8 protein-coding genes and 1 pseudogene are annotated in these 12510 nt (G+C 67.2%); 2 read left to right on the top strand and 7 right to left on the bottom strand.

What is annotated here, in order from left to right:
- Positions 1–46: 46 nt before the first annotated feature.
- Positions 47–2338 (bottom strand): NADP-dependent malic enzyme, encoded by a 2292-nt coding sequence (locus BKE09_RS15255; protein ID WP_014038426.1) that lies wholly within the window; start codon positions 2336–2338, stop codon positions 47–49.
- A 231-nt stretch (positions 2339–2569) separates the two neighbouring features.
- Positions 2570–3913, bottom strand: coding sequence for a dicarboxylate/amino acid:cation symporter (locus tag BKE09_RS15250; protein ID WP_014038427.1), 1344 nt, complete (start codon positions 3911–3913; stop codon positions 2570–2572).
- A gap of 332 nt (positions 3914–4245) precedes the next feature.
- Here BKE09_RS15250 and BKE09_RS15245 point away from each other — a divergent pair, with 332 nt between their 5' ends.
- Complete coding sequence (locus BKE09_RS15245) at positions 4246–5415, top strand: porin (protein ID WP_075676289.1); 1170 nt, start codon at positions 4246–4248, stop codon at positions 5413–5415.
- 66 nt (positions 5416–5481) lie between these two features.
- Positions 5482–8130: pseudogene (locus BKE09_RS15240) on the top strand (PAS-domain containing protein).
- Positions 8131–8181: 51 nt separating this feature from the next.
- On the opposite strand, the gene BKE09_RS15235 reads toward BKE09_RS15240, so the two are convergent.
- From BKE09_RS15235 to BKE09_RS15215, 5 genes are read right to left on the bottom strand one after another with little or no spacing between them, the layout of a single operon-like run.
- The gene (locus BKE09_RS15235) at positions 8182–8634 is read right to left on the bottom strand and encodes a DUF695 domain-containing protein (protein WP_075676288.1); all 453 of its coding nucleotides are present in this window, start codon (positions 8632–8634) and stop codon (positions 8182–8184) included.
- A 3-nt stretch (positions 8635–8637) separates the two neighbouring features.
- Positions 8638–9285 (bottom strand): response regulator transcription factor, encoded by a 648-nt coding sequence (locus tag BKE09_RS15230; RefSeq protein ID WP_075676778.1) that lies wholly within the window; start codon positions 9283–9285, stop codon positions 8638–8640.
- Positions 9286–9313: 28 nt separating this feature from the next.
- Positions 9314–10369 (bottom strand): ABC transporter substrate-binding protein, encoded by a 1056-nt coding sequence (locus BKE09_RS15225; protein ID WP_075676287.1) that lies wholly within the window; start codon positions 10367–10369, stop codon positions 9314–9316.
- Positions 10366–11757 (bottom strand): sensor histidine kinase, encoded by a 1392-nt coding sequence (locus BKE09_RS15220; protein ID WP_075676286.1) that lies wholly within the window; start codon positions 11755–11757, stop codon positions 10366–10368. The genes BKE09_RS15225 and BKE09_RS15220 overlap by 4 nt, the downstream gene beginning before the upstream one ends.
- Positions 11750–12439: a response regulator transcription factor gene (locus BKE09_RS15215; protein WP_014038433.1), complete on the bottom strand. Its 690-nt coding sequence runs from the start codon at positions 12437–12439 to the stop codon at positions 11750–11752. Before BKE09_RS15215 ends, BKE09_RS15220 begins: the two co-directional genes overlap by 8 nt.
- Positions 12440–12510: the final 71 nt, after the last annotated feature.

Raw genomic sequence — 12510 nt, 5'->3', positions numbered from 1 at the left:
CGCGCCCCGGAGGGCGCGCTTCTGCAGCTGGAATCGGAAAGAAGGCTTACGCCTTCTTTTCCGCTTCCAGCTGCTTGCGGATCTGCGCATCGACCGCCGCAATCGCGGTCATGTTCAGGATCCGGCGCGAGGTCGCGCTGGTGGTCAGGATGTGCACCGGCTTGTTCACACCCATCAGGATCGGGCCGATCGCCACGCCGTCGGTGAACACGCGCACCAGGTTGTAGGCGATGTTGGCCGCTTCCAGGTTCGGCAGCACGAACAGGTTGGCGCGGCCCTGCAGGGTCGAGCCCGGCAGCAGCTTCTGGCGCAGCGCTTCATCCCACGCGGTGTCGCCCTGCATTTCGCCATCCACGTTCAGACGCGGGTTGCGCTTGAGCAGCAGCTCGCGCACCTGGCGCATCTTCAGCGCGTCCTTCGAATCATGGCTGCCAAAGTTGGAGTGCGACAGCAGCGCGACCTTCGGCTCGATGCCGAACAGCTTCATGCGGTAGGCCGCCTGCAGGGTCGCTTCGCACAGCTGCTCGGCGGTCGGGTCTTCCTGCACGTGGGTATCGACGAAGAAGAACACGCCCTGCTGGTTGATCACGCCGGTCATCGCCGAGGTCGAGGTGACCTTCGGCTCCAGCGGCAGCACGCTGCGCACGTAGCCCAGCTTCTTGTGGAAGCGGCCGACGATGCCGGTCAGCATCGCATCGGCTTCGCCACGCGCCACCATCACTGCGGCGATCAGGGTCGGGCGCGAACGCATCAGGTTCTTCGCCGCGGCCACGGTCACGCCACGACGGCCGGTCAGGCCGTGGTAGTACTGCCAGTACTCGTTGAAGCGCGGATCGTCGTTGATGTTGGTGACTTCAACGTTCTCGCCGATCTTCAGGCGCAGGCCGAGGCGCTCGATGCGCGATTCGATCACTTCCGGGCGGCCGATCAGGATCGGGTGCGCCAGGCCGTCATCGACCACGTTCTGCACCGCCTGCAGCACCACTTCCTCTTCGCCCTCGGCGTACACCACGCGCTGCTTGTCGCTGCGCGCGCGGTCGTAGACCGGCTTCATCATCAGGCTGGTGCGGTAGACGAACTGGGCCAGCTTGTCGCGGTAGGCGCCCATGTCGTCGATCGGGCGCGAGGCCACGCCCGAGTCCATCGCGGCCTGGGCCACGGCGGCCGACAGCTCCACCAGCAGGCGCCGGTCGAACGGACGCGGAATCAGGTATTCACGGCCGAAGCTCGGGGTGTCGCCGCCGTAGGCCGAGCCCATGTCGGTGGCGGCGCGGCGGGCCAGTGCAGCGATGGCACGCACGCAGGCGATCTTCATTTCCTCGTTGATCGCGGTGGCGCCCACGTCCAGCGCACCACGGAACAGGTACGGGAAGCACAGCACGTTGTTGACCTGGTTCGGGTAGTCCGAACGGCCGGTGCCGATGATCGCGTCCGGACGCGCGGCGCGCGCCAGTTCCGGCATGATTTCCGGGGTCGGGTTGGCCAGCGCGAAGATCACCGGATCCGGCGCCATGGTCTTGACCATGTCGGCGGTCAGGATGCCCGGTGCCGACAGGCCCAGGAAGATGTCCGCGCCGTCGACGATCTCGGCCAGGGTGCGCTTGTCGGTATCGCGCGCATAGCGCTGCTTTTCCGGGTCAAGGTCGGTACGACCGGTGTGGATCACGCCCTCGCGGTCGAAGGCCAGGATGTTCTCCGGCTTCAGGCCCAGCTGCACCAGCATGTTCACGCAGGAAATGCCGGCCGCGCCCATGCCCGTGGTCGCCAGCTTCACTTCCTCGATCTTCTTGCCGGTGATCGCCATGGCGTTGAGCACCGCCGCGCCGACGATGATCGCCGTGCCGTGCTGGTCGTCATGGAACACCGGGATCTTCATGCGCTCGCGCAGCTTGCGCTCGACCACGAAGCATTCCGGCGCCTTGATGTCTTCCAGGTTGATGCCGCCGAAGGTCGGCTCCAGCGAGGCGATGATGTCGACCAGCTTGTCCGGGTCGGTCTCATCGACTTCGATGTCGAACACATCGATGCCGGCGAACTTCTGGAACAGCACGCCCTTGCCTTCCATCACCGGCTTGCCGGCCAGCGCGCCGATGTTGCCCAGGCCCAGCACCGCGGTGCCGTTGGAGATCACCGCCACCAGGTTGCCGCGGGCGGTCAGCTCGCTGGCCTGCTGCGGGTCGGCCTTGATCGCTTCACAGGCGTACGCCACGCCCGGCGAATACGCCAGCGACAGGTCGCGCTGGGTCAGCATGGGCTTGGTAGCGGAAACCTTGATCTTTCCCGGCGGGGACATCCGGTGGTAATCGAGGGCGGCCTGTTTGAAATCTTCGTTGGACATCGATGTGGGTTACATGAATGGGCAGAAGGGACAGGGGATGATACCCCCGTTGGAGCGTCTGGACCTGTCGCTATCCTGTCGCAGGCATGCTGCGACCGCACAATTCCGTGCCGTATGCGACGGTACCGCGACACCCAGCTTCGGCGCTGCCCATGACAGCCATGGGACGCCCTGAAACGCCGCGGGGCCGTACCACTGTCGTGACCGGCCCCGCGGTACCACACACCTGGATCAGCCCTTGGCCGGCAGTGCCTCGGGCAGCGCATCGACCGGCGGCGGCAGTTCGCTTTCGCGGCCATCCAGCGCCAGCTTCAGGCGGTTGCGGTCCAGCGCGCCTTCCCAGCGCGAGACCACCACGGTGGCCACGGCATTGCCGATGAAGTTGGTCAGCGAGCGGCACTCGCTCATGAAGCGGTCCACGCCCAGGATCAACGCCATGCCGGCCACCGGCACTTCCGGCACCACGGCCAGGGTGGCGGCCAGGGTGATGAAGCCGGCACCGGTGACGCCGGCCGCGCCCTTGGAGCTGAGCATGGCGACCAGCAGCAGGGCGATCTGGTGGCCCAGGGTCAGTTCGGTGTTGGTGGCCTGGGCGATGAACAGTGCCGCCAGGGTCATGTAGATGTTGGTGCCGTCCAGGTTGAACGAGTAGCCGGTCGGGACCACCAGGCCCACCACCGACTTGCTGCAGCCGGCGCGTTCCATCTTCTCCATCAGCGACGGCAGGGCCGACTCCGACGAGGAGGTGCCGAGCACCAGCAGCAGTTCGGCCTTCAGGTAGCGCGCCAGCTTGAACACCGAGAAGCCGCACAGGCGGCAGACCAGGCCCAGGATCACCGCGACGAACAGGAACGCAGTGAGGTAGAACGAGCCCACCAGCCAGGCCAGGTTGATCAGCGAACCGACGCCGTACTTGCCGATGGTGAAGGCGATCGCACCGAAGGCACCGATCGGGGCGGCCTTCATCAGGATGTGCACCAGCTTGAACACCGGGGCGACCAGCGCCTCCAGGAAGTTCAGCACCGGCTTGCCCTTCTCGCCCACCATCGCCAGCGCGATTCCGAACAGCACGGCCACGAACAGCACCTGCAGGATGTTGCCATCGACGAAGGCGCTGAGCAGCGTCTTCGGGATGATGTCCATCAGGAAGCCGACCAGGGTCAGGTCGTGCGACTTCTCGACGTAGCTGTGCACCGCGGTCTGGTCCAGCTCGGCCGGGTTGATGTTCATGCCCGCGCCGGGCTGCACCACGTGCGCCACGATCATGCCGACGATCAACGCCAGCGTGGAGAAGAACAGGAAGTACGCCATCGCCTTGGCGAACACCCGGCCCACCGTGCGCAGGTGGGTCATGCTGGCGATGCCGGTGACGATGGTGAGGAAGATCACCGGCGCGATGATCATCTTCACCAGGTTGATGAAGGCATCACCGAGCGGCTTCATCTTCTCGCCGATCAGCGGCTCGTAGTGGCCGAGGATGGCGCCCAGGACGATCGCCACGATCACCTGGAAGTACAGCTGGCGATAGATCGGCAACGGCTTTGCAGGCACCGGTGCTGCGGTCGGGATGTGCATGGCGGACTCCGGAAGGGGCGTTTTCAGGCACGTACGGCCCCGGGACTGCACGGGAACCGCTACCGTGGAAACTGCTCGCAGGCCCTGTGCAGCACGCACAGGGGGTGCGACCAATGGACGCCTTTGTACGCGCCAGGCACGCCGGCGCAGATAACCTATTGGTACTAGCCCCCCGGTTCAGGTGGCACAGGTGCCTACACTGGCGCCGCACCGCCCGATCCTGGGGAGGCTGGTGGCCCGGGCTGAACGGCTGGGCGAGTCTTTGCGAAAGTTCCGGCCCTCGCGGCCGTTGATGTCCTGTCCACACGCAATCTGAGAGAGCCGCACCCAACATGCGCCCGAATCCCACCTTGCTGGCCCTGTCGCTGGCCGCCCTTCCCGCCTTCGCCTCGGCCGCCGATTTCGACAACTGGCCGACCAAGTACACCTTCGGTGATGGCACCGAGCTGGCGGCCACCGCCAACATCGCCTACGACTACAACGACTTCTCCTCGGCCAGTGGCCTTGAGGACGACGATGCCGTGCGCCGCAAGGAATTCGGCGCGACGCTGAAGAAGAAGGGCGTCTACGATGCGATGGTCTACTACGACTTCCAGGCCGATACCTGGCTGGACGTGTTCGTGCGCTTCGAGAGCAAGGCCTTCTTCGGCCGTGACGTCGGCCGCTTCCGCTTCGGCTACATGAAGACCCCGGTCGGCCTGGATGCGAACACCTCTTCGCGTGCCGGCAGCTTCCTGGAAACCTCGCTGCCGGTGCAGGCCTTCTACGAAGGCCGCCGCACCGGCGTGGAGTGGGTGCTGGAGCGCCCGCAGTACCTGCTGCAGGCCGGCGCCTATGGCGGCAAGGACCTGCAGGGCGACAACCCCGGCACCACCCAGGCCGTGCGTGCGGTGTGGACGCCGGTGAAGGCACCGGGTGATGTGATCCACCTGGGCCTGGCCTACTCGCAGGAGAATCCGCGTGGCTACAGCGATGGCCGCGACGTGCACCACGAGGCCAGCGCCCGCCTGCGCGCGCGCCCGGAAGCCGGCCTGACCGACATCCGCTACGTCGATTCCGGTGCGCTGGTCACCGCTGACCAGATCCGCCGCACCGGCCTGGAAGGCATCTGGATCCGCGGCCCGTTCTCGCTGCAGGCCGAAGCGCTGCGCGCCACGGTCACCCGTCATGACGGCAAGCCCGACTACACCGGCAGTGGCCAGTACGCGATGGCCAGCTGGGTACTGACCGGCGAATCGCGCCCGTACAACGCCGGCGCGGTGGCCAACATCAAGCCGGCGCACAACTATGGCGCAGTCGAACTGGTGGCCCGCTACAGCCGCCTGGATCTCGATGACGGCGACATCCTCGGTGGCCGCCAGCATGACCTCACCCTGGGTGCGAACTGGTACCTGACCAGCCACTTCAAGTTCCAGGCCAACTACGTGAAGGTCGACGCCAGCCGTCGTGGTGTGCACAGCACGCCGGAGATCTTCGAACTGCGCGCGCAGATGCACTTCTGACCCCTTCCACGTCAGACCCCGGCGGGCGTGCACGCCACGCCCGCCGGCCCTGCGTAGACTGCCGCCATGTACTGGCTCAGCCGCCACCGGATGCTGTTGCTGACGATCCTGGTGATGGTCGGTGGCACCGTGCTGTGCGCGGTCGCCGCTGGCCACTACGCCTGGCGGCGCGCGCTTGGCGAGGAAAGCAGCCAGGTGCAGCGCCAGCTGCAGCTGTATGGCCAGGGCCTGCAGCAGCGCATCGACCGCTTCGGCACCTTGCCGCAGGTGCTGGCGCTTGACCCGGATCTTCTGCACGCACTGCGCGTGCCGCCCTCGCCCACCGAACGGCAGCGGCTGAACCTCAAGCTGCAACGCGCCAATGAAGTCACCCGTGCTTCGACGCTGACCCTGGTCGGCCATGACGGCGTCGCGGTGGCGGCCAGCAACTGGGACCAGCCGACCACCAATGTCGGCGAGAACTACAGCTACCGCCCCTACTACCGCCAGGCGCTGGCGCAGGGACGTGGCCGCTTCTACGGCATCGGCATGACCACCGGCGTGCCCGGCTATTACCTTTCGCAGGCCATCGAAGAAGACGGAAAGCGGCTGGGCGTGGTGGTGATCAAGGTGGAGCTGTCGGCGCTGGAACAGGAATGGTTGAGCAGCCCCGACGTGGTGCTGGCCAGCGACGACCACGACGTGGTGTTCCTGGCCAACCGTGACAGCTGGCGCTACCGGCTGCTGCGCCCGCTGGGCACCGATGAGCGCCGCGAGATGCTGGACGCCCGCCAGTACGCCGACCGCACATTGAAGCCGCTGCGCGCACGCACCGAAGACGTGCTGGCCGACGGCGGCCGCATGGTGCGCCTGCTGGATCCTGCGCTTCCGCAGCCAATGCTGTGGCAAAGCCTGCCGCTGCCCGCCGAAGGCTGGAACCTGCACCTGCTGCACGACGCCAGTGCCGCCACCGCTGCCGGCCGCGCCGCGGCACTCACCGGTGGCGCCGCATGGCTGGCGTTGGGCTTCCTGGTGCTGTTCGTGCAGCAGCGCCGGCGCCTGGCCAAGCATCGCCTGCGCAGCCGCCGCGAACTGGAAACCCTGCTCAAGCAGCATGCGCAGGAACTGCGCACCGCGCAGGATGGCCTGCTGCAGGCCGCCACCGATGCCGACAGCGGCCTCAGCCGCAGCCTCGAACACCTGCCCCAGGGCGTGGTGGTGATCGACCGCGAACTGCGCCTGGTCGCGTGGAATTCACGCTACCTGGAACTGTTCCGCTTCCCGCTGGACCTGGTGCGCGTGGGCCGGCCGATCGAAGACCTGTTCCGCTTCAATGCACGCCGTGGCCTGCTCGGTCCCGGCCCGGTGGACGAGGCCATCGAGCGCCGCCTGAACCACCTGCGCAGCGGTCGCCCGCACATGCGCGAGAGCGAGAAGGACGACGGCACGGTGCTGGAGATCCGCGGCAATCCCCTGCCCGATGGCGGCTTCGTCACCAGCTATGCCGACATCACCAGCTACAAGAACGCTGCGCGTGAACTGCGCTCGCTGGCCGATGCACTGGAACACCGCATCGCCGAGCGCACCCACGACCTGGACGAAGCGCGCCGCGAGGCCGAACAGGCCAACCGCTACAAGACCCGCTTCGTGGCCTCGGCGGTGCACGACCTGCTGCAACCGCTCAATGCGGCGCGCATGTTCGTCTCTGTACTGCGCGGCAAGCTGAGCGACCCGGCGCAGCAGCAGACCAGCGATCACATCGACGCTGCATTGGCCGCGCAGGATGCGATTCTCAACAGCCTGCTGGATATCTCGCGGTTGGAATCAGGATCGTTGCAGCTACGCGTGCGCGCTTTCGCGATTTCGCCGCTACTGGAGACTCTGGCGCGTGAGTTCGGCATCGCCGCGCAGAGCCGCAGCCTGCAGCTTGATTGGGTGGACACCCACGCGGTGGTGGTCAGTGATGAAGCGCTGCTGCGCCGTATCCTGCAGAATTTCCTGTCCAACGCGCTGCGTTAAACACCACAGGGACGCGTGCTGATCGGCTGTCGGCGTGCGGGCGACCAGCTGCGCATTGAGGTGCATGACCAGGGCCCGGGCATTCCGGAAAGCCTGCAGGGTGAGATCTTCGAAGAGTTCCGTCGCCTGAACGATGGTGTGGAACAGGAACGTGGCGCCGGCCTGGGCCTGGCCATCGTCGAACGCATCGGCCGCCTGCTCGGCCACCGCATCAGCCTGCGCTCCACACTGGGCAAGGGCAGCGTATTCGCTGTGAGCGTGGCACTCGGGCGCGCCAACGATGTGATCGCACCTGCCGCAGCGCCTGTCATCGCGAGCGAACCCTCCGATGACAGCCCACTGCGACAATGCCGAGTGTGGAGCATCGACGATGATCCCCACGTCTGTGCGGCGACCCGCGCGCTGCTGGAACGCTGGGGCTGCCATGTGGAACTTGCCGACGGTCCGCAGGGTGCACTGGAAATCGCCAGTGCACTGAACGTACCGCAGTTGCTGCTGCTGGACGTGCGCATGGGGCAATGGCACGGACCGGACCTGTATGAAGCGCTGTGCACGCTGTGGAAGGCGCGACCGCCGGTGATCCTGGTGACCGCCGAGCGTGATGATGCACTGAAGGCGCATGCCGCCGAGAACGGCTGGGGCTTCCTGCTCAAGCCGGTGCGACCGCCCGCGTTGCGGGCATTGATGACGCAGATGTTGTTGCGGCATCGGGGGTGATAGCCGCCGCGCATGGCTCGGATCTACAGAAGTGGACGTTCGCCTCTGCGGCTAGTTGACCTCTGAATCTCGTAGCGGCAGGTCCAATTCGGGTCTGGCCAGATTCCAGCCCAGGTCGTACTCCATCTGGAACTCCCACGCCCGCACCGGCTCGGACGTGGCAAGCAGGTGCTGCAAGCCATCATTCGCCTGCTCGGGATCATGCACGCGGTACAACAGCACGCGCTCGCCACGAGCAGTGATGCGCGCGAGGAAAACCGCATTGCCATCCACTTCAACGGCCGCTTCCAGGCACTGTCCCAGACGGGTGATCACCGCCACTTCTTCCGGGTTGGGCATACCCTTCTCCCCCAACCCCCTGCAGGCGATAACGATCCGCAGGTGCCAGGGAAATGCATCTCGCCCGTCGAAGGTCCGCAGCGCCGTGTTGACCACAACCACGGCGGGATCCCCATCGAGGGTCGTGTTGATGAGGGAGTAGAACGGCGCCGGAGTCTCCCTCATCGGTCAGATCCCGCCTGGGTCGCCTTCCGGTTCCAGCGCCTTCACCAGCACCGCCGCCTGCGTGCGGCTATGGCATTCGAGCTTCTTCAGGATCGCCGTAACATGCACCTTCACCGTGTTCTCTGCCAGGCCCAGCTCGTAGGCGATCTGCTTGTTGAGCAGGCCATCGGCCAGGCACAGCAGCACGCGGAACTGCTGCGGGGTCAGCTGGGCCAGGCGGCTGGCCAGCAGTGCGTCGGCCTCCGAGCGTTCGGCGGCCATCGCCGGGAACCACAGGCCACCATCCAGCACCGCCTGCACGGCCTCGCCGATGGTCTCGGCCGGGGCCGACTTCGGGATGAAGCCGGCCGCGCCGAACTGCTGGGCGCGGCGGATCACCCGCGGGTGGTCGTTGGACGAGAGGATCACCACCGGGATGTCCGGATGCGAGCCACGCACGTGCAGCAGCGCGGAAAAACCGTGTGCACCGGGCATGGTCAGGTCGAGCAGCACCAGGTCCACATCCGGGTGCGCGTCGAGGGCTTCGGCCAGGGCATCGGCGCTGGCGACCTCGCGCACCTGCGCCAGCGGCAGGCTCTGCCGCAATGACTGCACCACCGCCGAACGCAGCAGCGGGTGGTCGTCGGCGATCAGGATGGTGTATTCGCTCATGCCGCCATTGTACGGGCAGGCCGCCGCGTCAGCGCCCTGCCGGCTCGACGCTGCTGCGCCAGGCATCGAGGAACTGGCGGCGCTTGAGCGCATCCAGGTACACCAGCAGGCCCGGGCCGAGCTGGATCGGACGACGGCTGCGGCCGGGCGCACCGTCGCCACGTGCGTTGCCGGTCACGATCGGCATCAGCCGCGCCTCGCGCGACAGCACCTGCTGGCCGCGCGGTGACAGCAGGTAATCGAGGAAGCGCCGGGCCTCCTCCGGATGCGGGCCGGTACGCGGGATCACCGCGGTGCGCAGCACCACCAACGTGTAGTCCTCGGGCTCGACGATGGCCAGCGGCGCGCCGGCATCGACGCGTGCCTGCGCATAGGAGCCGAGCACGTTGTAGACCAGCGACAGCTGGCCGCTGGCCACCTTGTCCAGCAGTACGCCGGTGCGCTCCTCGCGGACCACGTCGTTGTCGCCGAGCGCACCCAGCAACGCGCCGGCGATGCTGCCACGCTGCGCATCCTGGGTCGCCAGCAGGTAGCCGACACTGCTGCGCTCGATGTCATAGGTGCCGACCTTTCCGCGCAGCGGTGCGCCCTCGGCGCGCAGCCGATCCAGCAACTGGCGGCGCGTGTGCGGCACCTTTGCCGAAGGCATCGCGCGGGTGTTGTAGACCATCACCACCGGCTCATAGCTGATGCCGAACGCCTCGTTGCGCCACTGTGCCCAGGCCGGTAATGCAGCGGTCTGCGCCGAACGGTGCGGCAGCGCGTGGCCATCGTTGACCAGCTTGGTCTGCAGGTCCATGCCGCTGGAGATCAGCAGGTCCGGCGATGCCGGCCCGACGCGGTCATGCAGGTACCGCGCGTACAGGTCCTGGGTGATGATGTCCTCGTACACCACCTCAGTGCCCGGGTGCAGGCGCTGGTAGTCGGCGATGACCACCGCGAACACTTCGATGTCGGTGGTGCCGTGGATGCGCAGCTGCGCGGTGGCGGCTCCCTGCGCAGGAAAGCGGCGCACATCGCCCGGTGCGGCCAGCACCGGCAGGGCCAGCAGCAGGGCAACGGCCGTGGCGAACAGGCGGATCATGAACTGCTCCGTGGCAGGCGGATGGTGGCGATCAGCCCGCCCCGCGGGCGGTTGCTGAGGTCGATGCGGCCGCCATGGCTGTCGACCACGCGCTTGACGATGGCCAGGCCGAGCCCGGCACCACCGGACGGCGCGCCTTCGCCACGGGCGAAGCGTTCGAACACGCGCTCGGCATCGGCGGCCGCGATGCCTGCGCCATGGTCGGCGATGGTCAGCACGGCCTGCCCACCCTCCACGGTCAGCGCGATCTGCAACGGTCCCTCGCCGCCGTACTTCAATGCGTTGTCGACCAGGTTCTTGATCGCCTCGCGCAGCAGCAGCGCGTCACCATGCACCTGCACAGGTTCGGCGGTCATCGCCAGTTGCACACGCGGCGCAGGGCCGGCCTGCGGCAGCGCTTCATGCAGGGCCTGGTGCACGGTCTCGGCCAGGTCTACGGCAGCAAAGCGCTGCAGGTGCGAACGATGGATCACGCTGGCATCGCTGAGCAGCTGGTTGAGCAGCCGGCTCATGTGGGTGGCGTTGCGCTCGATCGCCTGCAGGCTGCGTCGCATGTCCTCCGGGTCGTCGTCGTCCAGCGCCAACTGCGCCTGTGCACGCAATGCCGCCAACGGCGTACGCATCTGGTGTGCGGCCTCGGCCATGAACGCGCGCAGTGTCTCATTGCTGCTGGACAGGCGCTCCATGAAGCGGTTCAACGCGGCCACCATCTGGTCCATCTCACGCGGCACGCGGGCATCCAGCGGCTTCAGGTCGGACGGTTCCCGTCGCGACAGCTCGCGCTCCACCCGCACCAGCGGCCGGAATGCGCGATGCACGCCGAAGGCCACCAGCGCCAGCAGCAGGCCGGACAACACACCGATCGCCAACAACGCGCGATTGACCATGTCCTGCGCGACGGCTTCCCGTGCACGCCGGGTCTGGCCCACCTGGACCTGTACCTCGCCCTGCGCCGACGCGGCGGCGAAACTGCGGCCGACCACCACGAAGCGCACGGTCTCGCCGCTGTAGGGGGCGTCGAACAGCTGCGGTTGCGTGCCGGGCCGGCGCGGCAGTGCCGGCAGATCGCCGTAGCCGGTGATCAGGTTGCCGCGGTTGTCGGCCACCCGGTAGAACACGCGGTCTTCCGGCGCCATCGCCAGCAGGTCCAACGCTGCATACGGCAGATCGACCTGCCACTGGCCATCGACCAGGGCCACCGAATCGGCAATGGACAGCGCCGAGGACACCAGCAGGTGATCGTAGGATCGATTGGCGGCGCGCTGGCCGTAATCGCGCGCGGCGAACAGCAGCGCCACTGCGAACACCGCCAGCAGCACGCCGAGGTAGAGCAGCAGCGTGCGCCGCAGCGAGCCCGGCGCGGCCGTTGCAGCGCGCATGTCAGCCATCGGCGTCGGCACTGGCGTCGCTGGCTTCCAGCAGATAGCCCACGCCACGCACCGTAGTGATACGCAGCGGTGCGCCGGCCAGCTTTTTTCTCAGGCGGCCAACGTACAACTCGATGGCATTCGGGCCCGCTTCGTCATCGAAGCCGAACAGGCCGTTGCCGATCTCGTCCTTGCCGACCACCTGGCCAAGGCGGCCGACCAGGATCTCCAGCAGGCGGTATTCGCGGTTGGGCAGTTCGATCGGCTCCCCGTCGAGGCTGACCCGGTGCGCAGCATTGTCGAACTGGAAGCCGCCGATCTGCACCACTTCGCTGGCCTGGCCGCGCGCACGCCGCAGCAGCACGCGGCAGCGCGCTTCGAACTCGCGGAAATCGAACGGCTTGCCCAGGTAGTCGTCGGCGCCGACGTCCAGCGCCTGCACCCGATCTTCGATGCCATCACGCGCGGTCAGCATCAGCACCGGCGTGCTGTCGCCGCGCTCGCGCATGCCGGCCAGCACGCGCAGGCCATCGAGCTTGGGCAAGCCGATATCCAGCACCACCAGGTCGAAGCTCTGGTAGCGCAGCACGCTGGCGGCGGCCAGGCCATCGGCCTGCCAGTCCACGGCGTGCCCGCTGCGGCGCATGCGGCGGATGATCGCATCGGCCAGATCCGGGTTGTCTTCGACCAGCAGCAGGCGCATGGGCACACGGGTGGGAGGGGAAACGAATGCTACCGCATGCCGCCGCTGACCTTGCCGGGCGTGGCCCCGTG

This window comes from Stenotrophomonas sp. TD3 (genome assembly GCF_001939825.1).
Lineage (GTDB): Bacteria > Pseudomonadota > Gammaproteobacteria > Xanthomonadales > Xanthomonadaceae > Stenotrophomonas.
The sequence above is the reverse complement of the archived record's forward strand: the minus strand, read 5'-3'. Positions and strand labels throughout refer to the sequence as shown.

Coding starts and splice junctions, on each gene's coding strand:
- BKE09_RS15255 (WP_014038426.1), bottom strand. CDS start 2,338: ATGTCCAACGAAGATTTCAAACAGGCCGCCCTCGATTACCACCGGATG.
- BKE09_RS15235 (WP_075676288.1), bottom strand. CDS start 8,634: ATGAGGGAGACTCCGGCGCCGTTCTACTCCCTCATCAACACGACCCTC.
- BKE09_RS15215 (WP_014038433.1), bottom strand. CDS start 12,439: ATGCGCCTGCTGCTGGTCGAAGACAACCCGGATCTGGCCGATGCGATC.
- BKE09_RS15245 (WP_075676289.1), top strand. CDS start 4,246: ATGCGCCCGAATCCCACCTTGCTGGCCCTGTCGCTGGCCGCCCTTCCC.
- BKE09_RS15225 (WP_075676287.1), bottom strand. CDS start 10,369: ATGATCCGCCTGTTCGCCACGGCCGTTGCCCTGCTGCTGGCCCTGCCG.
- BKE09_RS15250 (WP_014038427.1), bottom strand. CDS start 3,913: ATGCACATCCCGACCGCAGCACCGGTGCCTGCAAAGCCGTTGCCGATC.
- BKE09_RS15230 (WP_075676778.1), bottom strand. CDS start 9,285: ATGAGCGAATACACCATCCTGATCGCCGACGACCACCCGCTGCTGCGT.
- BKE09_RS15220 (WP_075676286.1), bottom strand. CDS start 11,757: ATGGCTGACATGCGCGCTGCAACGGCCGCGCCGGGCTCGCTGCGGCGC.